The sequence below is a fragment of the Dolichospermum sp. UHCC 0352 genome, from assembly GCF_009711925.1.
In the GTDB taxonomy this organism is placed as follows: Bacteria; Cyanobacteriota; Cyanobacteriia; order Cyanobacteriales; family Nostocaceae; genus Dolichospermum; species Dolichospermum lemmermannii.
This window is the reverse complement of the sequence record NZ_VIKY01000194.1, coordinates 1-22266: the sequence shown is the minus strand read 5'-3', so window position 1 is coordinate 22266 and position 22266 is coordinate 1. Positions and strand designations below refer to the sequence as shown.

20 protein-coding genes are annotated in these 22266 nt (G+C 38.1%); 11 read left to right on the top strand and 9 right to left on the bottom strand.

What is annotated here, in order from left to right; genetic code table 11:
* Nucleotides 1-44 precede the first annotated feature (44 nt).
* Nucleotides 45-842 (top strand): 5'/3'-nucleotidase SurE, encoded by a 798-nt coding sequence (surE, locus tag FJR06_RS13570; protein WP_015078030.1) that lies wholly within the window; start codon nucleotides 45-47, stop codon nucleotides 840-842.
* A 162-nt stretch (nucleotides 843-1004) separates the two neighbouring features.
* On the opposite strand, the gene FJR06_RS13565 is transcribed toward surE, so the two are convergent.
* The 4 genes from FJR06_RS13565 to FJR06_RS13550 all read right to left on the bottom strand — a co-directional run bounded on the left by FJR06_RS13565 (nucleotide 1005) and on the right by FJR06_RS13550 (nucleotide 4497).
* Nucleotides 1005-1280 (bottom strand): PIN domain-containing protein, encoded by a 276-nt coding sequence (locus tag FJR06_RS13565; protein ID WP_168651615.1) that lies wholly within the window; start codon nucleotides 1278-1280, stop codon nucleotides 1005-1007.
* Nucleotides 1280-1507 (bottom strand): hypothetical protein, encoded by a 228-nt coding sequence (locus FJR06_RS13560; protein ID WP_168651614.1) that lies wholly within the window; start codon nucleotides 1505-1507, stop codon nucleotides 1280-1282. Before FJR06_RS13560 ends, FJR06_RS13565 begins: the two co-directional genes overlap by 1 nt.
* A 392-nt stretch (nucleotides 1508-1899) precedes the next feature.
* Nucleotides 1900-3615, bottom strand: coding sequence for a bifunctional serine/threonine-protein kinase/formylglycine-generating enzyme family protein (locus FJR06_RS13555; protein WP_168651613.1), 1716 nt, complete (start codon nucleotides 3613-3615; stop codon nucleotides 1900-1902).
* Nucleotides 3616-3948: 333 nt separating this feature from the next.
* On the bottom strand, nucleotides 3949-4497 hold the full coding sequence (locus FJR06_RS13550) for a DUF2854 domain-containing protein (protein WP_015078034.1): 549 nt from the start codon (nucleotides 4495-4497) through the stop codon (nucleotides 3949-3951).
* Between the two features lie 136 nt (nucleotides 4498-4633).
* Between FJR06_RS13550 and FJR06_RS13545 the strand changes: the two genes are divergently transcribed.
* Nucleotides 4634-4816: a hypothetical protein gene (locus tag FJR06_RS13545; RefSeq protein ID WP_015078035.1), complete on the top strand. Its 183-nt coding sequence runs from the start codon at nucleotides 4634-4636 to the stop codon at nucleotides 4814-4816.
* 146 nt (nucleotides 4817-4962) lie between these two features.
* On the opposite strand, the gene FJR06_RS13540 is transcribed toward FJR06_RS13545, so the two are convergent.
* Together FJR06_RS13540 and ppk1 are read right to left on the bottom strand one after the other, a co-directional pair.
* Nucleotides 4963-5397 (bottom strand): response regulator transcription factor, encoded by a 435-nt coding sequence (locus FJR06_RS13540; protein WP_168651612.1) that lies wholly within the window; start codon nucleotides 5395-5397, stop codon nucleotides 4963-4965.
* Nucleotides 5398-5856: 459 nt separating this feature from the next.
* On the bottom strand, nucleotides 5857-8022 hold the full coding sequence (gene ppk1, locus FJR06_RS13535) for a polyphosphate kinase 1 (protein WP_168651611.1): 2166 nt from the start codon (nucleotides 8020-8022) through the stop codon (nucleotides 5857-5859).
* 496 nt (nucleotides 8023-8518) lie between these two features.
* Here ppk1 and FJR06_RS13530 point away from each other — a divergent pair, with 496 nt between their 5' ends.
* The 3 genes from FJR06_RS13530 to FJR06_RS13520 all read left to right on the top strand — a co-directional run bounded on the left by FJR06_RS13530 (nucleotide 8519) and on the right by FJR06_RS13520 (nucleotide 11765).
* Complete coding sequence (locus FJR06_RS13530) at nucleotides 8519-9040, top strand: HNH endonuclease (protein ID WP_168651610.1); 522 nt, start codon at nucleotides 8519-8521, stop codon at nucleotides 9038-9040.
* Nucleotides 9041-9282: 242 nt separating this feature from the next.
* Entirely contained in the window at nucleotides 9283-10791 is a 1509-nt protein-coding gene (locus FJR06_RS13525) for a cell wall metabolism sensor histidine kinase WalK (protein ID WP_168651616.1), read from the top strand.
* A gap of 113 nt (nucleotides 10792-10904) precedes the next feature.
* Nucleotides 10905-11765, top strand: coding sequence for a tetratricopeptide repeat protein (locus FJR06_RS13520; protein ID WP_168631842.1), 861 nt, complete (start codon nucleotides 10905-10907; stop codon nucleotides 11763-11765).
* Nucleotides 11766-11845: 80 nt separating this feature from the next.
* Here FJR06_RS13520 and FJR06_RS13515 read toward each other — a convergent pair whose 3' ends face one another.
* Nucleotides 11846-12244: a response regulator gene (locus FJR06_RS13515; RefSeq protein ID WP_168651609.1), complete on the bottom strand. Its 399-nt coding sequence runs from the start codon at nucleotides 12242-12244 to the stop codon at nucleotides 11846-11848.
* A 215-nt stretch (nucleotides 12245-12459) separates the two neighbouring features.
* Between FJR06_RS13515 and FJR06_RS13510 the strand changes: the two genes are divergently transcribed.
* Nucleotides 12460-15003 (top strand): DNA topoisomerase (ATP-hydrolyzing) subunit A, encoded by a 2544-nt coding sequence (locus FJR06_RS13510; RefSeq protein WP_168651608.1) that lies wholly within the window; start codon nucleotides 12460-12462, stop codon nucleotides 15001-15003.
* An 86-nt stretch (nucleotides 15004-15089) separates the two neighbouring features.
* Here FJR06_RS13510 and FJR06_RS13505 read toward each other — a convergent pair whose 3' ends face one another.
* A complete protein-coding gene (locus FJR06_RS13505) occupies nucleotides 15090-15890 on the bottom strand; it encodes a DUF4058 family protein (RefSeq protein WP_015078043.1) in 801 nt (266 codons plus the stop codon).
* A 139-nt stretch (nucleotides 15891-16029) separates the two neighbouring features.
* On the opposite strand from FJR06_RS13505, the gene FJR06_RS13500 reads away from it, so the two are divergent.
* The 5 genes from FJR06_RS13500 to FJR06_RS13480 all read left to right on the top strand — a co-directional run bounded on the left by FJR06_RS13500 (nucleotide 16030) and on the right by FJR06_RS13480 (nucleotide 21207).
* Nucleotides 16030-17361 carry an AAA family ATPase gene (locus tag FJR06_RS13500; RefSeq protein ID WP_168651607.1) on the top strand — a complete coding sequence of 444 codons (1332 nt, stop codon included), beginning with the start codon at nucleotides 16030-16032 and terminating at the stop codon, nucleotides 17359-17361.
* Between the two features lie 166 nt (nucleotides 17362-17527).
* The gene (locus tag FJR06_RS13495; RefSeq protein WP_168651606.1) at nucleotides 17528-18994 is read left to right on the top strand and encodes a tetratricopeptide repeat protein; all 1467 of its coding nucleotides are present in this window, start codon (nucleotides 17528-17530) and stop codon (nucleotides 18992-18994) included.
* A gap of 228 nt (nucleotides 18995-19222) precedes the next feature.
* Nucleotides 19223-20161 carry a cation diffusion facilitator family transporter gene (locus FJR06_RS13490; protein ID WP_168651605.1) on the top strand — a complete coding sequence of 313 codons (939 nt, stop codon included), beginning with the start codon at nucleotides 19223-19225 and terminating at the stop codon, nucleotides 20159-20161.
* Nucleotides 20162-20288: 127 nt separating this feature from the next.
* On the top strand, nucleotides 20289-20471 hold the full coding sequence (locus FJR06_RS13485) for a chlorophyll a/b-binding protein (protein ID WP_015078050.1): 183 nt from the start codon (nucleotides 20289-20291) through the stop codon (nucleotides 20469-20471).
* A 517-nt stretch (nucleotides 20472-20988) separates the two neighbouring features.
* Entirely contained in the window at nucleotides 20989-21207 is a 219-nt protein-coding gene (locus FJR06_RS13480; RefSeq protein ID WP_015078051.1) for a hypothetical protein, read from the top strand.
* A 160-nt stretch (nucleotides 21208-21367) separates the two neighbouring features.
* Here the strand turns inward: FJR06_RS13480 and fetB are convergent, their stop codons facing one another.
* Nucleotides 21368-22144, bottom strand: a complete 777-nt coding sequence (gene fetB / locus FJR06_RS13475) for an iron export ABC transporter permease subunit FetB (RefSeq protein WP_168651604.1) — start codon at nucleotides 22142-22144, stop codon at nucleotides 21368-21370.
* Nucleotides 22145-22266: the final 122 nt, after the last annotated feature.

Sequence of the window (22266 nt, the reverse complement as noted above, 5' to 3'; positions counted from 1 at the left end):
ATCTTCCAAATGCTTCGCCCCTACTAACAACTGACAACTGACAAATGAAATTACTAATTAGCAACGATGATGGAATTTCTGCTTTGGGTATTCGTACCCTAGCCAACACCTTAGCAGCAGCGGGTCATGAAGTGACAGTAGTTTGTCCAGATCGAGAGAGATCCGCAACAGGGCATGGATTAACCTTACTGCAACCCATTCGCGCGGAAATAGTGGAATCTGTGTTTCATCCTGATATTAAAGCTTGGGCTTGTGATGGTACGCCTTCAGATTGTGTAAAATTGGCACTATGGGCTTTATTGGATTCTCCACCCGACTTAGTGCTATCTGGAATTAACCAAGGTGCAAATTTAGGGACAGAAATCCTCTACTCTGGGACTGTTTCCGCAGCAATGGAAGGAGTTATTGAAGGTATTCCTAGTATTGCTTTTAGTTTAACCAGTCATACCCATAAAGATTTTCAACCAGCAGCTAAATTTGCTGAAGTCCTGGTTGCTAAAATTGCCGCCCAACCACTGCCAGAATTGATGTTACTCAATGTCAACGTCCCCCCCTTATCTTGGGAAGAAATAGCTGGAGTTACTTTCACTAGACAAGGAGTACGACGTTATGTGGATGTTTTTGACAAGCGAACTGATCCTAGAGGTAAAACTTACTACTGGTTAACTGGAGAGGTAATCGAAGATGTAGAACCACCTATAGAATTAAACTTACCAACCCACATTCCCCTTGATGTTCATGCCATTCAAAAAAAATATATCAGTATTACTCCATTGCAATATAATTTGACTTATGGGCATGGACTTAATCAGCTATCTACATGGGAATTTAAACTTCCGTAGATTTAGGCAACTTTGACAAAACTAGAAAAGGTTATTTTCAGTAAAGTTACTGAATCTTTACTAGCTATTAATTAAATAAATGTAGTAAACTATATAAAATAGGACTTGTGTATCCATGCAAGTAGGCGGTACTCGGCTAATTTTTGATGCTGGTACAGGATTTTACAGATTATGCAGTCCAATTTGACTTTTCACAACGTGCAAATCGGACAGCCTATCCATAATAGTTAATGTCGTTGAAATCGCTTGTCTAGCTAGTTCAATACTTTGAGTTTGTTTGCGAGCAATGTAGAAAATGTCAGTTAGTGTTGTTGCAGTCACATATCCAATTATTTGCCCAGAATCAATTGCTTGAAATAGCATTTCTGCATCTTCTAAAAACGGTTCTCGTTCTAATAAGTAATCTAAAATAATATTGGTATCAATGAGAATTTTCACTAAAGATACTTCTCTACTCGATGTTGTTCTAACATTGCATTTACCTGTTCATCGGTTGGTGCTGGTTGATTGGTTTTTAATAAACCTTTCATTTGTTTGATAATGCGAGTCCGTTCAGATTGTTGACTGGGTTGATTTTGCAATGACTCGATGATTGCGCGGACGAGTTCTAAGCGATCGCTCTCAGGTAGTTGAAAGGCTTGCTCTTTCAGTTCTTGCAGGGACATAGAGGTTATTTTAGGCTATATTTACCTTTATTTTATTTTATAGCGATACCTTCAGTAAAGCGATCGCTCTTCCAAAAATCACGCTATAAGCGATCGCTATTGAGCAGAAGTTAATCACCAAAAGCCTGAAACGACGGATTTTCGTTCATGCACATCATCGTGAATTTGTACAGTGCGTAAGTCCTAATCTCTTACTCATAAAGATGATTTAACTGTCTAGCTACCTGTTAATCTTGAGGATCTTGACACTTTCCCCATTTATGTGATATGGTTCAATCAATACCTCTATATTCTTCTGGAAAAAAACTTTTTCCGCCACAGGCTGAGGGATTAAGAAGGGAGAAGGGAAAAGAGAATAAGAGCAGAGGGTAAAAGAATAAGAGTATACAGGGCTACAAACTCTTAAACGAAGACACGACCCGAAAACCGTAGTTGGAGTGACGAGTGGCGCACAAATAAGTATAGCGAGACGCAGACCGACAGCGCCTAGCAGGCTCATTCCAAGAACCGCCACGAAGCAGTCGATAATTTCTACCCCTTAGACTGTTATAAGCAGTGCCATCTGTAGGCGCGTTTATATAGTCGCAATACCAGTCATCTTCGCACCATTCCCAGACATTACCGTGCATATCATACAAGCCAAAAGCATTAGGGGGAAATTTGCCTACATCTGTGGTTTGTTGGTACTTATAATCATGATTAACTAAATCTGGGGTGATGTTGTCACCAAAGGAAAATGGCGTTTTTGTACCGGCTCTACAAGCATACTCCCATTCTGATTCACTGGGCAATCTGTAGCTTTTTCCTGTCTTTTGAGTTAGCTTTTGACAGAATGCAAGTGCATCATCCCAACTGACACATTCAACTGGGCGGTTTTTGCCTTTGAAATGAGCAGGATTAAGACCCAAGATAGCCTGATATTGTGCCTGTGTCAATTGATATTTTCCCATAAAGAAGCTGGGAACTGTCACTTGATGTTGAGGACTTTCATCACTATCTCTTTCTACTTCATTGTCCGGTGAACCCATGAGAAAAGTTCCTCCGGGTATGGCTATCATTTCTAATTTAATACCCTTTCCTAAGTCTTCGGTAAATGATGATTGAGGATTGATATTTAAGCTGGTATTTGTTGGTGGTTTGGGTGGGTTTGTTGGTGGAGAAATAAACTGAAAAATTTGTTGAAAGGGATTTTGAGAAGTTTGTGGTGGTGGGGTGGGAATAACTATTGTTTTTTGATTTGATAATGCAGCTAAAACTTCTGTAGCTGATTGATAACGATTAACAGGAATATCTTGTAACATTGTTTCTAATACAGTTGTTAATTCCTGACTTAAAGAAACATATTTCCGCCATTGCCACTCCATTCTGTTAGTATCAAACAATTGATCTGAACCATCGGATTTTGGAAAATGTCCCGTTAATAATCTCACACAAGTAACAGCTAAACTATAGAGATCACTATTATGGTAAGCCGTACCCCGCAACTGTTCTGGAGGTGCATATCCAGGAGTACCTACTGTAGTTCCAATTCTAGTTAAAATACTGCCGGTTGTTTCTTTGGAAACGCCAAAATCAATCAGGAATAATTGACCGTTTTTGCTTCTAATAATATTTTCTGGTTTGATGTCTCGATGAATGACTTTGTTATCATGGATAAATTGTAAAACAGGTAATAATTCTATTAAGATATTTCTGATTTGCGGTTCGTTTAATGTGCCTTGATTTTGAAATTCTTGTAATAAGTTTTGACCATCAATAAAGTCTTGGACTAAATAAAGTCTACCATCTTGGGGAAAGAAGGCTTCTAAGTCTGGAATTTGGGGATGTTTTCCTAGTTCTTGCAGTCTTTTGGCTTCTTGTTGAAATAGTTCAGTGGCTTTTTGTAATGCGCCGCTTCCTGCTTGTTGAGGTAAGAATTGTTTAATGACGCAGGGTGTATTTAATCTTTTTTCATCTACTGCTTGAAATGTTCTGCCGAAACCACCTTCTCCGAGAAATTTAATGGGACGATAACGATCATCTAAGAGGATTTTACCGCCGCATTTTTGACAATAGGTAGTACCCTGGGGATTTTGATAAATACAGGCGGGGTTAAGGCATTGGCTCATGGTAGATGGTGGGTATTTCTAGGGATGCTTATACTATACTAAGATAGTTCTACCAGAGCTAGGTTTAAGACACCCGCCAGCCAGACACCCGCCAGGGAATAAATTCCCTGTCTAATAGCTGAAGTCCGTTAAAACGGACTAGGAACTTTTTTAAGTGTTTAGTCATCTTTAGATGACTTTTGTTATTAGCAAGGAACTTGAGCCAGGGAATAAATTCCCTGTCTAATAGCTGAAGTCCGTTAAAACGGACTAGGAACTTTTTTAAGTGTTTAGTCATCTTTAGATGACTTGCGCTATTAGCAAGGAACTTGAGTTCCTTGCGAGATAGAGGTTTTAGATTAAAGTTTTCATCAAAGACAGTTCAATGTAGTCCTCTCTGGGCTGTTTAATGTTGACTTCTACACCTGGACCAAAATACTTGGTCATTTTTTCATGCTTTTGTTGCCAGGTATCAAAGGTGATCAGTGGTGAATCGAATTCTAGGATTAGGGTATAAGCGCCGTTGATTTCGGTTTCTCGCAAACCGGTGACGACTGGTCTGACTTCGTCTGTGGGACTTAAACCTAGATAAGCCAGGGCTAAATCTAGATGGGATTTTTGCCCATAACAGAAGCGGGTGATGTCCTTGCGGATTTTAGTTTGTGTGACAGTTGCCTGTTGCTTTCTGAGTTCGAGGATTGATGGTGTGGTAGTTTGGCTGAAGGGGATGGGTTTAAGTTCATTAGCTTTTAGGGCTAAACCTCCCAGTAATAGCGGAAAACCATAGAAAAATCCTACTAGATTGAGGGTAGCGTTATCCATGAAGTAGGCAACAAAACCTGTGATGGTGAGTATACTACCTACTGTTAAACCAAGTGTTCCCAAAGAAATTCCGCCGAGCATAATTTAAGCTTAGTATAATTTATTTTCATCTTTTATTATCATCGCTGATTGGTGGCAGATTGGGAAAGGGATATGGAGATTTTTCCTTTTTGCGTTAACTTTAGATTTGAAGTGTTTCAAAACTGGACGCAAAAAAATGGATATTCAGACAGTTAAAGACCGAATTAGCACTGTTCAAGGTAAACGTGAGCGGTTGCTGAGTTTATTAGAACAACCCAATTTGGGAACTTTAAGGGTTGATGTCAATCAAGCTTTGGAAGAATTAGATGATTTAATTGATGAATTTAAACGGACTATTCCCCAAGCAGGAAATAATTAACCTAAGTTGTTAGTTATCTAAAACTTAGACAGGAGAAAAGGTAATTGATAATTGTCAATTGCCTTTTGCCTGATCTAATTTGTACTTTTTTAATTATTAATGATGTTGGGTTTCCCAGGGTCAACCCAACCTACATAAATTTATGATTAGGCAGAGTTCAATATTTCTTCTGGAAATGAAGAATACCTATGTCTGTTCCCTAACTCTCTGACTAAGGCAATGAGTTCCTTTGTCGGAATATCTTTTTTGCAAACTTTATCAAAGTTATGCCTAGTTTTGTTTTTTCCAAAAGATACTTCATCTACAGAGGAATAAGCCAGAATTTGAGTATTTGGAGATATAGCTTTAATGTAATGAGATGCTGACCAACCATCCATAATTGGCATTTGTAAATCGAGAATGATCACATCAGGTTGATAGCATTGAACCATTTCTATAGCTTCTTGACCATTACTAGCTAAACCAACAACCTGGATATTTTCTTGAACAGAAAAAACTAATTGTAGGCTTAAACGAGTGAGTTCATGATCATCAACTATGAGAACGCGCAAATTAGAAGACTCACGGGACAACATTAACATTCCAGAAAAAGAATAAATATGAATTCTTATAGTTTATGAGTACAAGTGAAATACTTCACTCTATCTTATGGATGAATTTTAGCCACTAAAAGTTAATTTTTATGCAAATTTTCCATAAAAAACTGTTCTTTTTGCATAATACTGGGGGCGACAGATTCAGCACTTATGAAACTGGCATATTATCATAGTGCATCATCTCCAAAATATGTTATTCATCACCGAATATCAAGTCTAATGTCCTCAACAATATACATTTAGTCTGATAGTTGTATAAGTCTGAAGACTATTTAAAATATATATATTTATTGACTCAAGAAGAATTTACAGCAGGGTACGTTAATTAAGCTATGGTTGAGATCCCCGACTTCTCCGATTAATTATTTGCATGAGAAAATTGATCAAAGAAGTCGGTGATATTGGCAGAGGTTATTATTCACTTTTGCTGCAACTAATGAGAGTTTAATTTATGCCTACAGATCGTAATGTCATAGACATAATAGTTTTTTGAGAATTAGCTTCTGGACAGTTATCACAAGGACATCTTTGAATATAACTACCATCAGGTTGTAATTCCCAAGCATGACGATTATCTGCCAACATAATTCCTAAAATCTCTTGCAAGTCCTTAGCAATATCTTGGTCTTTAATGGGGGTAATGACTTCCACTCGACGATCTAAATTGCGACGCATCCAGTCCGCACTACCAATATATATTTCTTCTTGACTATTGTTGTAGAAGTAAAATATGCGGGAGTGTTCCAAAAAGCGACCAATAATGCTGATGACGCGAATATTTTCGCTCAGGTTTGGCACTCCGGGACGCAAACAACAAATACCGCGAATAATTAGGTCAATTTGTACACCTGCACGAGAAGCTTCGTATAGTGTAGAAATGATTTGTGGATCAACGAGGGCATTCATTTTAGCAACGATGCGACCAGAAAATCCATTGTGGACATTTTCAATTTCGCGCTTAATTAATTCCAGAAAGCGATCGCGCATATTCACAGGTGCTACCATAATTTCTCGATAGGATTTTTGGCGAGAGTAACCTGTTAAGAAATTAAACACATCTGTTAAATCTGCACCTAATTCTTCCCGACAACTAAATAAGCCTAAATCTGTATAGAGTCGTGCAGTTTTTGGGTTGTAATTCCCTGTACCAATGTGTACATAACGGCGCATTCTATCTTTTTCCCGGCGCACTACCAGAACAATTTTGCTATGGGTTTTTAAACCAACTAAACCATAGACAACATGAACACCAACACTTTCTAAACGCCTTGCCCAGTAAATGTTATTCTCTTCATCAAACCGGGCTTTTAATTCGACTAATACAGAAACTTGCTTGCCATTTTCTGCCGCAGCAATTAAAGCATTAACGATGGGTGAGTCCCCAGAAGTCCGGTAAAGAGTCATTTTAATGGCAAGAACATGAGGATCATGGGCAGCGCTAGTAATAAACCGGACTACTGTACCAGAAAAGGATTGATAGGGATGGTGGACGAGTAAATCTTTTTCACGAATGATGGAAAAAAAGTCTCTTCCTTCTTCTAGTTCGGGAACGTCAGCATCAATACAGGGTTCTCTGAGCCGTTGCAAGCGGGAAGGAACAACAGATTGACGGGGGGGATCTTTAAGTTCTGGTAATGGTAATGCTAGAAAATACATTAAATCCCGCAGTGCTAAAAGACCATCAATTTCATAAATATCGCTTTCGGTTAATCCCAAATCTTGTAAGAGCCGGGAACGAATTGATGCGGGGGTTTGGGAGCGAATTTCTAACCTGACGGTATTTCCACCCATGCGGCGTTTGCGAAGTTCCTGTTCAATAGCTAATAACAGGTCATCTGCTTCGTCTTCTTCTAGTTCCAGATCAGCATCACGGGTAATGCGGAAGGGGTGATATTCTTGGATACTCATCCCTGGAAAGAGGGATTCTAAGTTATGAGCGATCGCTTGTTCTAAGGGAACTCCGATCCAATGAGCAGTTTTACCATCTTCCTGAATTCCCAACTCTGGTGGTAAGGGTAAAAATTGTGGCAAGACTTTCGGGACTTTAACTATAGCAAAAGACTCCTCCTCAGTATCGGGATTTTTGACCACCACTGCCAGGTTTAAACTGAGATTAGAAATGTGGGGAAAGGGATGACCAGGATTAACAGCGAGGGGAGTTAGCACCGGAAAAACCTGTTCTTCAAAATAGTTATTTAAGTAATTTCGCTGTCTTTGATTCAGTTCTATGTAATCGAGAATATAGATTCCCTGTTTTACTAACTGTGGTCGCAGAACTTCCTCAAATTCTGCGTTATGTTTTTTGAGTTGGGGAGTCAAATGCAGACGAATATCATCTAGCTGTTTTGCTGGTGTGCGTCCATCTGGCGTTAATAGATTAATACTGGCTTCTACCTGTTGCTTTAAACCTGCTACTCGTACCATAAAGAACTCATCCAGATTGGAACTAAAAATGGCCAAAAATTTCAGCCTTTCCAACAGAGGAGTTCTGGGATCACAAGCCTCATGTAAGACCCGATGATTAAATTCTAGCCAACTTAATTCACGGTTAATATAGTATTGTGGATCGCTCAGATTTATGGAATCAGAATTCTTTTTTGGTTTTGGCATGATCACCTAGATTAAGGCAGATATTGCCCATAGAGCATGAATATCAATATCTTAATGGCTGGGGCATAGATTTTAACAATTCTTGGTAGAGAAACCTGATTAAGTTGGCGATTTGATATTTTTATGTATAAAAAATATTTTATTCAGATACGAGAGCAAATTTAATTAAGTCTCAACAAATTTGATTGACAATGCGATGGATACTGTGGATGAGTAAGCTGTCGCGCACTTAAATTGTATAATTTGAAGGTGGAAACCCGCCTATAGCCTAGATTGGGTTCAAAAACTAGATGCGTGACAGCTTATAATGATTGCCTCATCTCCAGCAATGCTTATTTGCAAGTTAATATACTTATGGTGGTTAGAAAGTAAGTTCTGAAATCATGATAATTTTTAGAAAAATTCTAGTCATCTACCCTAAATTAAGTAGATATCAAGAAAATTTCTTGCTATTCTTAACGTGATCTTTGTTAGTTAGTACGGAAAAATAACTGTAATGCAACGCATAGCCATTCCATCTAAAATCAAACGTGCAGTTCTTGTAGAAGCAGGACATCGGTGTGCAATCCCCACTTGCCGATCAACAACAACTGAGATAGCCCACATAGTTCCATGGGCGAAAACAAAGGACAATTCGTTTGATAACTTGATAGCCCTTTGTCCAAACTGCCATACTAGGTATGACCAAAAAAAAGAAATTGATCAAACATCTGTGCAGATGTACAAGCAGAATCTGGGAATCTTGAACAATCGTTACGGTGAAGTTGAACGTCGCCTGTTTGAGGCTCTTGCAAAGTCAGAAGATCGGGTATTTGTATTGGGTGCTGCGGGTGATTTGATGGTCGCAAATGCTGTAAGAGATGGTTTTTTCTTAGATAAACAAATTGATGGGATGTCATATTTGGCTGACAGTCCTTCTGGGATTAGGAAAATGTTTCCACTGACATTTACTTATTGGGTAACAGATAAAGGTGTTGAGTTTATTAAACGCTACGCCAGTGGATTTGATATTTCATAAATTTAGTGGGATAACCTTATAGGTTCAGTTAACACAAGAAGACCTAACATGATTTGTTGGATTGCACTGTCGATCATATAGCGCACATTAAGCAGAGTTACGATATCAAATGAGTAAGATAGGAATAATATTTGATTTGTGAATATTTTCTAGGAGAGAGATCCCTGACTTCTTTTAGAAGTCAGGGATCTAGTAGTCTGTCAAATTATAAATGACTGGTTATTAATTTTATGTCTATTTATCTGTTTCAAGCTACTCGTCGGCGGTTAGCGATTTGGTACACTACTATAACTGCGATTTTACTATTATTATTTGCCAGTGGAGTATATTTGTATGTTCGCAGTACATTAATTGAAAGAATTGACGATACATTGTATCATGTCGTGGAAGTTGTCGAGCGCTCTTTGGTAATTGAACCGATAAACTTTCAACCAAATCAAGTGCGAGTAAATGTAGAAGCTAGTTTTCCTAATAATGCTGAAAATGCCGAAGATGATCGGATTGATTTAGAGTGGTTTAGTCCTAATGGTGAATTATTATGGTCAACTTTTTCACAAATATTAGATATTCCTATTCATACTCATCATACAGGTGAAACTGTACGAATAGAGGGAATGGGAGGATGGGGAGAATCTGCACAGTTATTTAGACAAGTTACAAAAAGGATAGAAAAAGGAAGACAGGTTTTAGGATATTTACGAGTAAGTCATCCTTGGTTTGAGGTAACGAAACCTAGCAGAGAATTAATTTTTGATTTGGCTTTAGGTATCACTCTAATGATCTTGTCAGTAGCCGCTAGTGGTTGGTTTTTATCTGGCAAAGCTATGGAACCAGTTGGAGAATCTTACCAACGCTTAAAACAATTTACTGCTGATGCTTCCCATGAATTAAGAAGTCCGATTGCTTTGATTCAAACTAATGTGCAAATTGCTTTGGCTGATTTGGATGCACGGGAAGAAGAAAAAAATACAGTTCAATATAAACAACAATTAAAAGTAGTAGAACGACTTACTCAACGATTGGGAAAGTTAGTTAATGATTTGCTATTTTTAGCTAGACAAGATAGTGGGATTAATACAGATTTATTTTCATCTTGTCCTCTTGATGCTTTGTTAATGGAAGTTGTAGAAGAACAACAATTTGTAGCTAGAGAAAAACAAATTAATCTGGGTTTGAACTTAGTTGATTCTCCGTTGACGGAAGTTAATCCCGAATTATTAGAAAACTGGTTTACTCTCACGGGAAATTGGGAGCAATTAGTCAGATTATTTACAAATTTGATTGGTAATGCCTTGCAATATACTCCACCCCAGGGAGTAATAAAAGTAGAGTTAGCAAGAATAGAGGGGATAAATCGAGTTACAGGAATGCGTTACACTAATTCTCATTTACAAGTAAAAGTTAGTGATACTGGCTCTGGTATTCCTGCGGACGCGCTGCCAAAATTATTTGACCGCTTTTATCGAGTTGATCCGGCACGAAGTCATAAAGGTGGGAAAACGGCTACAGCCACAACTACTGGTTCAGGATTAGGATTAGCGATCGCTCAAGCCATTATCGAGCATCATCAAGGACAAATTCAAGTAGCCAGCAATCTGGGTGAAGGTACTACTTTCACTGTGATTCTACCCATTTTTGATAAGAGGAGTCAGGAGTCAGGAGTCAGGAGTCAGGAGGAAGAAGAAGAAGAAGAAGAAGAAGGAAGAAGGAAGAAGGAAGAAGGAAGAAGGAAGAATAAAATTACTCATTGACAACTGACAACTGACAACTGACAACTGACAACTGACAACTGACAATTGACCAATCTATCTGATAGCGTGGCGTTAGCGATAAGATTCCAATATTCGGACTAGTAGGTGGTAGTGTGCCAAAATATATTCGGTTGATTTCTCTTTTAGTTGCCTGTAGTGTATGGAGTTTGCCAAAAGCTGCTCATGCTCAAGCATTTATTCCGCATACAGTGCAAGTTGATAATGCTCAATTAGAGAAACAGGGCTTGAATTTAGCCCAGCAAGCGGCTCAATTAGCTCAGTTTCAGCAGGTTGAACCAGCTTTGCTCAGAGCGCAGTTGGCTACGAAATTAGCCCCGCAGAATGACAAAGTATGGTGGCTACTGGGGAGTTTGCATTTACAAAATAAAGAATTTGATCAGGCTGTTACCTCCTTGAGTAAAGCCCAAACCCTCAATCCTAAAAATCCTGAAGTGCAGTTTGCGTTGGGTTCAGCTAAGTTTCAAAAAAAAGATTACCAAGGAGCTATTACCAATTATCAAGCTGGTTTGAAATTAAAACCCAATTATTCTGGAGGGTTGTTTGATTTGGGCAATGCTTACTTGATGTTACAGAAATTCCCAGATGCGATCGCTCAATTCAATTTAGCAGTCAACCAAGATAAAAAGTTTTGGCCAGCAATTAACAATATTGGTTTAATCAAATACGAACAAGGTGATGTCACCGGAGCGATCCAGCAATGGCAAACAGCAGTTAGCATTGATAAAAAAGCCGCAGAACCTTTATTAGCTTTAGCCGTAGCTTCCTATAATCAGGGCGATAAACAAAAAAGTTTACAAATGGGAGTATCCGCGCTCCGCATAGATTCCCGTTATGCTGACTTAGATTTTCTCAAAGAAAACCTGTGGGGCGATCGCTTACTTACAGACACCAAAAAATTCTTAGAATTACCACAAATTAAATCAGCCTCACAGCCCCAGGAGGAAGCACCCTAATAGGGAGTAGGGGGAGTAGAGGGAGTAGGGGGAGTAGGGGGAAAGAATTTGCCAACGGACAACGGACAACGGACAACTGACTATTCTGGTGGTAAAAGAGCCATAATTTTGTCAATAAACAGTTGGTGATCAACCACAGGCTTAGAAATATAAGCATCAGCACCGCTTTGGTTCAAAAAATTCTCCCGATCTCCTTCCATCGCGTGTGCGGTCACTAAAATCACTGGTAAGTTGGCTGTTTGTCGGTTAGACTTTAACATCTGTGTAATTTTGATCCCATCAACAGACTTACCTTGGTATACACTACGTGATAGGGACACATCCATTAAAATCAGGTCAATTTCACGAGCTTGGGCAATTTCCATGACCTCTTCTACATTTTCCGTATGTTTTACCCCCAATCCCCCGCGTTTACTCAGAATTTTAGAAAAAACGCGAGCATTAATTAAATCATCTTCCACAATTAGAACAGTTTTCATGAGACTTTATACTAAATAGGGTTAACACCTGACCAATCTGTATTGTATTTTTAATAATCTATAAGCTTAGATCACATCAAGGATAATACTACTGCTTTTTATCTTCATGAGTATCAAGATTGTGTGAGTATTTCTATTTAATCCGTTATGCTGTGATTGCGGAGCGTGTCAACTTCTAACGGCTGTTGTGTAGTCAAAATTCAGGGAAAAACCTCATGGCAAAACAGTTAAACCTTCTCTCCAAGGGACAGGTCATCACCACCGCCCTACACACCGAAATGCAACGGTCATACCTAGAATATGCCATGAGTGTGATTGTGGGGCGAGCCTTACCAGATGTTCGAGATGGGTTAAAACCAGTACATAGGCGGATTCTATATGCCATGCACGAACTCGGTTTAACACCAGATCGACCTTACCGAAAATGCGCTCGTGTAGTGGGAGACGTTCTCGGTAAATATCATCCTCACGGTGATCAATCAGTTTATGATGCCTTAGTTCGCCTAGTCCAAGACTTTTCCAGCCGTTATCCCTTACTGGGAGGACATGGTAATTTTGGTAGCGTGGATAATGACCCACCGGCAGCCATGCGTTACACGGAAACCCGTCTTGCACCAGTGGGACATGAGGGAATGTTGGCAGAAATTGCCGACGAAACTGTGGATTTTACTGGTAATTTCGACAATTCCCAACAAGAACCAACCGTACTCCCGGCTCAATTACCATTTTTGTTACTGAATGGTTGTGCAGGAATTGCCGTAGGTATGGCTACAAATGTCCCCCCCCACAATTTGGGAGAAATCGTTGATGGCTTAATCGCCTTAATTGACAACCCAGAGTTAAGCGATGAAAAATTATTTCAATTAATTCCCGGTCCCGACTTTCCTACTGGTGGGGAAATTGTTGATCATGGCGGCATTAGAGAAGCCTATACCACTGGTAAAGGTAGTATTATCATGCGCGGCATCGTCACAATGGAAGAAATTCCTGCCACCAGGGGAACTAAACGCCGGACAGCATTAATAGTCACTGAACTGCCCTTTCAAGTTAATAAGGCTGGTTGGATTGAAAAAATCGCCGATTTAGTCAACCAAGGTCGTTTACTAGGAATTTCTGACATTCGAGATGAGAGTGACAGAGACGGAATGCGTGTAGTTATTGAACTCAAACGCGATACAAATCCCCAGGAATTGCTCCAGCATTTATATCACCAAACTGCTTTACAAACTAACTTTGGCGCGATTCTGTTAGCTATAGTTGATGGACAACCTCGCCAATTAACCTTACGACAACTATTAGACGAATTTCTCAAGTTCCGAGAACATACTCTCAACCGTCGCTACAGTTACGAATTAGGAAAAGCGGAAAATCGGGTAAATATCCTGGCAGGATTACTGAAAGCTTTAGCAAATTTGGATGATGTTATTGCTATATTACGGCAAGCGCCCGATGGCAGTACCGCCAAGATGACACTTTGTAATCGCCTAGATTTAAGTGATGTCCAAGCAGATGCCATTTTGTCTATGCCCTTACGTCGTCTCACTGGGTTAGAACAGCAAAATTTACAACAGGAATTTGACCAACTTAACCAGGAAATTAGTATATTGCGGACATTACTGGACGACAGACGGGAATTACTCAAAGCTCTGAAAAAAGATTTGCGAACTCTCAAACGGAAGTACAATGATCCGCGACGGACGAAAATAATTCACACTACAGAAAAACCAGTTTCCGAAGAGAAAGGTAAAGCTAAAGCAGCAGCAGTAGCCGCAGAAGAACATTCTCCAGCGAAAATCCCCACTCCTAAACCGGAAGCACCGCTAGAGGAAACTATTGTCGAAGTTACTCAGCGGGGTTATGTGCGGCGGATTTCCCCCAACAGTAAAAAAACAAAAGGGGAAAATGGCTTGCTAGATCATGATTTCCTGATCCAAACGGCATTAACTAATACTCACAAAGACCTGTTAATCCTCACTAGCGGTGGTAAAGTCTATCCCATTACGGTGGGAGATATTCCTTTGACTACTGGACGTAGTTCGACTTCGCTCACTACAAGTTCAGCACGAGGAACGCCATTGATTACGATGCTTACCAGTACCGCTCAAGGTAACACGGAAGGTATCATTACTCGGTTCTTGTTGCCAGAAAAACCCGAAACGTTGGAAATGGTTCTGTTAACGAAGGAAGGACGGATTAAACGCCTATCTTTGTCGGAATTTGTGAATTTCTCACGGCGAGGAATTACAATTTTGAAGCTTAAAGATAAGGACGAATTAGCGTTTACCCAATTCCTCAGCAGCGGAGAACATCTAATTTTGGCGAGTTCTAGCGGTCGTCTATTAAGGTTTCCCGTCAATGATGAACAACTACCGATTATGGGTCGGGCTGCAATGGGTTTACAAGCTTTCCGCCTTTTGAAAAATCAGCAAATGGTTGGTTGTGTCAATGTCAGTAAATATAACCAATTATTGCTGGTGACGGAAGAAGGATATGGCAAAATTATAGCTGCAAATCAGTTGAGGGCGGCTAGTCGGGGGGATTTAGGGGTACAACTTGTGAAGTTTAATAATAAAACCGACAATTTAGCGGCTATGGTAGCAGCAAAACCAGGTTCGGAGGTTGCATTATTGACAAATAAGGAGCGAGTTATCCGCGTATCAATAGATGCAGTTCCTAATCTCAACAAAGATAGTAAGGGTGAAAGTATTTGTCAACTTAATCGGGATGAGAGGATTATTAGTGTGGTGGAAGTAGAGTAGGATTTTGACAGTCCCCGGTCTCTAGATACGGGGATTTTTAAGACCAAATCAATCATTTTAACGGCAATGTCAGTAATAATTTTTATTTACTCTCTTCTTCCTTGTTCTTTTAATAATATATCCATCCATTCTCGATCTTCCGCTAACAAGTCTGGTACAGGAGGAATATGATAATCTAAAGTTAAATCAAATGCAGCTTGTTCATATATTTCTAAGAACAAATTCTGTAAATTTAACTCTATTTCCTCCTCTCCTTTTTGTAGAGGTATGGGAAAATTAGGTATAGTTTGTTTGACGGAAAATGCAAATAATTGAGCCGATGGAAACCGATAGGATCTCACAATTAAAATGCGATAATCTGTATCAGAAATCCTGGTAACAATGGGCATTTTTTCCCCAGTTCTAATTAAGTCAATTTCTACTAAGTTAGTATCACTTTGCAATATTTTCTCCCGTTTATCTAAATAGGATTTTCTACCTTCTTTAGTTTTTTTATTAGTGGGAGAAAGTATCTCAATTATAGTTACTACTTTACCTGTAGAAACTTCTCTAATTTCTAAATATCCTTCTTTAATTTCTAAAGGTAATGGTAAGGTTACAGTAATCGCCTTATTTTCTGTTTCTGTGGATAAAGTTGCTATTGCAGTTTTATGAATATTTGGTTTTTGTGCTTGTTTAACTGATAAAATTGCTACATCAGGAATACCAATTAATAAAGAGTCTTCAGTATCAAGTCTATAGGTACGTTTTTCTATAGCTACTCGATATTGAGGACGCAAAGTAGGAGAGATAGCAATAGCGATCGCTGTAATTAATCTATGATGTACTTCTGACCATAAATCAGGATTTTCTAAGTAGGGATTCATCCCTGGAAATGGTGAACTCATAAATTTATCACTCTAAGAGTTACTCGTTTAGTATAGCATTTATGCAGGTTTTGCTCTGGATGCTGGTAAGTATTCAAATAAAAATATAAATCTCAGTGTTTTTGCGTTAATATAACTCTAGATGCTGAAATTTACGACTATGACCTCAAATTTTGCCTTCTTAAAACAGTTATATAACGCTTTTGACCCATTCCGACCTTTACCTGCTGGAGATCCTGCTTATGTGGATTGTACCGATGTGAGGGGAGATGGTGACATATTGGAAGCGGTAGGGAAAGAGATATTATATTCTGACAGAAAAACCTGTCAACTGTATGCAGGTCATCGTGGTGCAGGTAAATCTACAGAATTACTAAGACTACAAAAAGATTTAGATGAAAATGGTTTTTTTGTCGTCTACTTTGCGGCAGATGAAGCAGATATTGATCCAGAGGATGTTCAATATACAGATATTCTTTTAGCTTGCACTCGCAATATTTTAACAGCATTTAAAGATAGAACAGATTCTCAAGCTGTATTGAATTGGTTAAAAGAACGATGTGAAGATCTAAAAGATTTATTACAAACAAAGATTTCTATAGATGAATTATCAATTGAAGCACAGGTTTCACAATTTGCCAAAATTACCACTAAAATCCGAAGTGAACCCAGTGAACGCCGAAAAATTCGTGATTTAATTAATCCCCATACTACCACTTTAACTACGGCATTAAATGAATTTATTCGAGATGCTAAAAAAAATCTCCCTTTAGGATATCACGAATTAGTATTAATTGCTGATAACCTAGATAGAATTGTCCCTGTAACTAAAACAGATAACCGCAGCAATCATGACGAAATTTTTATAGACCGTAATGAACAACTCAAAAATTTAGATTGTCATTTAGTTTATACTATCCCAATTTCTTTACTTTATTCTGACCGCGCAGCATCATTAACAGAGATTTATGGACTTCCCCAAGTTTTACCGATGATTATGGTAAAAACTCCTAAAAATGAGCCTTTTTCACCAGGACTTGATAAAGTTATTGAAATCCTCCAAAAACGACTAAAGAAAGTAGATCCTAATAAATCTATTGTTGATTTATTTGAAAGCAGATCATCTTTAGAAATGTTATGTTTAATGAGTGGCGGTCATGCGCGGAATTTATTATTATTAATGAAGGAAGCACTCAAATATACAACGTCTTTACCTATTACTGACAAAGCCTTGCAGCGTTCAATTAGCGAATTGCGAAAGACATATAAAGATACCATTTATGCGAATGAATGGAAAGATCTGGCAAATGTTCATTATTCCAAAGAAATAGTTAATGATCAGTTACATCGGGGTTTATTATTTAATCGTTGTATTTTAGAATATCGCTATCTCGAATCAGAGGGAGGAAGTAACGTTTGGTATGATATTCATCCTCTAATTAAAGGAATAAAAACATTTCAGGATGCCTATAATCAATTATATCCTGGATAGTTAGACCTCTCCCTAACCCTCTCCTAAGAGGAGAGGGGACAGGAAAAAGTTTAGATGCTGTAAATTTCCTATTTTTGTTCCCCTTCCCTTGTAGGGAAGGGGTTAGGGGTTAGGTTTTTAAAGTCGTAATATTAATAACAATTTTATTAAAAAATCCTCTAAAATTATGCCTCTTAAACTCACTAATTGGGATCAAGATTTACCAATAGAAAAAGATGAAGAATATCAAGCCTTTATTCGTACACTTCAGTTTACAGACGGCTTTAGTATATTATTTGTGCGTTGTTCTCCGGCTGAAGGTGAACAATTAATTAGTCAAGTGAAAGCAGATATTCATAATCAAAATATAGAAGTTATCAAATTAGATAAAGATGTGACTAATTTATATGCAATAGTTGATAAATTACCTAACAAAAACAATATCAATATATTATTTATTACAGGCTTAGAGTCTTCATTCTATAAATATGAAGAAGCCAAAACTTTAGTAGGTTGGACTAGTCGACAAACTCATCATTATAGTTGGGAAAGTGTACCACCGATTTTAATTAATATCAACCAACAGCGAGAACGGTTTAGAGATAGTTTTAATATTTGTTTTGTTTTCCTATTACGACAGTTTGCAATTAAATATTTTATTCACCGCGCCCCCGATTTCTTTGATTGGCGTTCTGGTTTATTTGATTTTCCTTTAGATTCAAAAACTCTAAAACAAGAATATACGCGCATTTTGGAAGAGGGAGATTATGAAAAATATGTAAACTTAACCGATGAAGAAAGAAACAGGAAAATTCTGGAAATTCAAGAACTCCTTGAACATGAAATATCTAGTGATAAAGAAGCTAAGTTATTTTTTGAATTAGGCAATTTGCAATATTCTGAAAAAGATTATAAAGCAGCCATATCTTCCTACGATCAATCTGTGAAATTTAAACCTGATTTCCTCCAAGCTTGGTATATGTCAGGTATTACGCTACACAATTTAGGCAGGTATGAAGAAGCCATATCTTCCTACGACAAAGCTGTGGAATTTAAACCTGATTTACACGAAGCTTGGTACAACCGGGGCATTTCCCTAGACGATTTAGGAAGATATGAAGAAGCCATATCTTCCTACGACAAAGCTGTGGAATTTAAACCTGATTATCACGATGCTTGGTACAACCGGGGCAATTCCCTAGGTAATTTAGGCAGGTATGAAGAAGCCATATCTTCCTACGACAAAGCTGTGGAATTTAAACCTGATTTTCACGAAGCTTGGTACAACCGGGGCAATTCTCTACGTAAATTAGGCAGGTATGAAGAAGCCATATCTTCCTACGACAAAGCTGTGGAAATTAAACCTGATTTTCACGAAGCTTGGTACAACCGGGGCTATTCCCTAGACAATTTAGGCAGGTATGAAGAAGCCATATCTTCCTACGACAAAGCTGTGGAATTTAAACCTGATAAACACGAAGCTTGGTACAATAAAGCTTGTAGTTATTCCCTGCAAGGTAATATTGAACAAGCAATTGAAAACCTAAAAACAGCAATTAGTTTAAATCTTGATAAGTACCGAGAAATGGCAAAAACTGATTCAGATTTTGATGCTATTCGGGAAGATGAACGTTTTCAAGAATTGATTAAATAAATTAGGTATAATAGGCATATACTGAATTTTATTAATTATGAATTTATAATTATCATGTATTCTAAATTTTAGCTTTATATGAGTTCTTTTTTTTGAATATATCTGAACATTGGGAAGTACAGTATTTGCGGTGATATTAAGTAGAACACACTAAAATACCGCTATCAGGTTCAATAGTAATGTAGCAACCATAGTATTTATCTAGTTCTTTACTCCCAACTCATCACTATGACACAGGACCACGACCATCATCATCACCACGAACATGGACACCATCACAGTCACGCCCCAGCCACATTTAGCCGGGCTTTTGCCATTGGGACTGCACTGAATATAGGATTTGTCATTGTTGAAGCAACCTATGGCTACTTAGCCCATTCCTTGGCTTTGTTTGCTGACGCGGGTCATAACCTAAGTGATGTCTTGGGACTCCTCCTAGCGTGGGGTGCAAGTTCCCTCTCCCGTCGTCCTCCCAGCCACCGCTATACCTATGGATTGCGTGCTTCTTCGATTTTAGCTGCTTTAGTAAATGCTGTGGTCTTGCTTTTGTCTATGGGTGCTATTGCTTGGGAAGCTATTCGCCGCTTTAATGATTCTGGTCCAGTATCGGGAGAAACTATTATTGGTGTTGCCCTGGTCGGCATTATCATTAATACTGCTACTGCACTCATGTTTATGTCAGGACGCAAAAGCGATTTAAACATTCGGGGAGCATTTTTACACATGGCTGCTGATGCCTTGGTATCCTTGGGAGTTGTGGTAGCTGGAATTGCGATTTTATTCACCCATTGGCTGTGGCTTGACCCATTAGTTAGCTTAGTGCTGGTGGCTGTTGTCGTCGCCGGAACGTGGCATTTACTTAGAGACTCCGTAAATTTAGCACTTGATGGTGTACCAGCAGGAATTGAACTGCGGGCTGTGAAAAATTACTTAATTGAATGTCCTGGGGTGTCAAAAATCCATGATCTTCACATTTGGGCTATGAGTACGACAGAAACCGCACTCACAGTTCATTTAGTCATACCAGAAGGTTATCCTGGTGATGCTTTTTTATGGGAAGTTTGTCACGAACTTGAACACCATTTCGGGATTCAACACTCTACTATTCAGGTAGAAACGGGGGATTCGGCGTATCCCTGTGCTTTAGAACCAGACCACGTGGTTTAAGCATAAGATCCTGATCTACACATAGTTGCAAAAAAAAATATAAATAAATGTTATTTTTTTCAGAAAAATGTTATATTTATTTACATAAGACAACAAAGCTTAGTAAATCCTAATTGGAGTGCTGATCATGACTAATGCAACAAAAACAGCTAAAGCACCTGTAGCTACAGATCGCAACGCTTGGCAATGGGGTTTTACACCGGGAGCAGAAATCTGGAACGGTCGTTTAGCAATGATTGGTTTTTCAGCAGCAGCTTTGATTGAACTATTTTCTGGTCAAGGCTTTCTCCACTTCTGGGGTATTCTGTAATTTCTCCATAACATAATTTTTGAGTAATCAAAAGCCTGGTAGTTGATAATAACTGCCAGGTTATTTATTTGTGAATATTAAGATGCCTAACTTGTGTATCGGCTCAAGTTCATCTTGTTACTTTTCAAGAAAAAAGAGAATTTTATAATTTAACATCAGAAATGAAATACATTCTTCTATTCCTCCCGGAAGCTTGCCGTAATTACTACAGATATATAAGTTGATTTATCAATATTATCAATATTTTAATTAGACCATTTGGTTCATTAATAAAATTAATGTTCTGAAATTTTCATGGCCTTTTTAACTTTATTTTTAGATAAACATAAGTTACAATTATGTATTGATATTATCAGCATATAATTATATTATTAAAATTCTCTACCAAACCACTCTTGTATTTATTGCTCCTTATTGAGAATATATCTAATAAATTTTTCTATCCAAAATCTATTTTTTTAAGTTAAAGGTAATTTTTTACTCCTTTTTTATTAATTAATTTCCGTAATAAACGATTGTGACAGTTAAGGGTGCGGAATGTGGGTTACAACTAAGTAAATTTGAAAACCCTATTTCCAGAGAAAAATTAAGACAAAGTTTAAATTTACCCTCAGTTGATTTTAATAATGGTTTACAATCCTTAAAACAACGGTATTTAGTAACCAAAATCAAAGAATATAAAATTCTGTTTAAATTATCTCCAGTTTTTCAAGAATATGTGAGAACTTGTTGTTAATATAAAAAGCATTACAAAATCTATTAATTTATCCGCGTTTATCCGCGTTCATCTGCGGTCAATTATTCTTAGAATCTTATTCTATGCACCTTCATTATAACTGTTGGGTTTTGTTACCTCAACCCAACCTACAACTAAATTTCTCTTCACCAATCACTCATTATCGAATAAGCTGCATTGCTGAATTAAAAAACTGCCGACATAAACCCTTGGTAATTAAAATAGTTGTTAATAAGTTTGTGACAGCTACCATAAAAATAATTAAAATCTCATAGGATACAGCCTCTAGTGGTGCAACACCAGCTAATAATTGTCCATTGGTAAAAGTTGGTATTGTTACCATACCAATCAACATCATTTGATTCAAAGTCGGCATAATTGCAGCACGAATCGCTTCTTTACGATATGGCTTAATCGCTTGTTCAGGAGTTGCACCTAAACTTAAATGGGTTTCTATTTCCGTGGGAAATTGGTTGATACTGCTAACTAAACGTTCTCCGGCTATGGCGGCTGCATTCATGGCATTACCCAGCAAGATGCCAGCTAAGGGCATGATATAACGTGGTTCATACCATCTTTCTGGTTGAATAATCAAAAAATTGGTATAAAGCAATGTTAAGGACGTGCTGACAAAAATCGCACTTCCAGCTAAAGGTAAAACTTGCGGAATTTTTTGACTGATGCGGTTGCGAGTAATAATTACAGTAATTGTCAAAATTATTGCTAAAATTCCCAGTACCGCCCAAACATTGTTAACGGCAAAAATGAAGTCAAAAGTGTATCCTAATACAAGTAGTTGGAGGATAGTTCTACCAGTAGCTACGCTTAAATTTAATTCTAGTCCTAATTGCTCCCACGCCGATATCCCAATGGCGATCGCCATTAACCCTATAGCTAACGCCAAATCTACCATATCCAGTTTGATTAGCTCTGGCATAGTTTCTCTACCTCTTAACAATTAAAAACTTTACGTATTACAGGGAATAGGGAACAGGGAAATCTTTTTAATTCTTCCTTCTTTATCCTGACAACTGACAACTGTACGGGCGAAGCATTTGG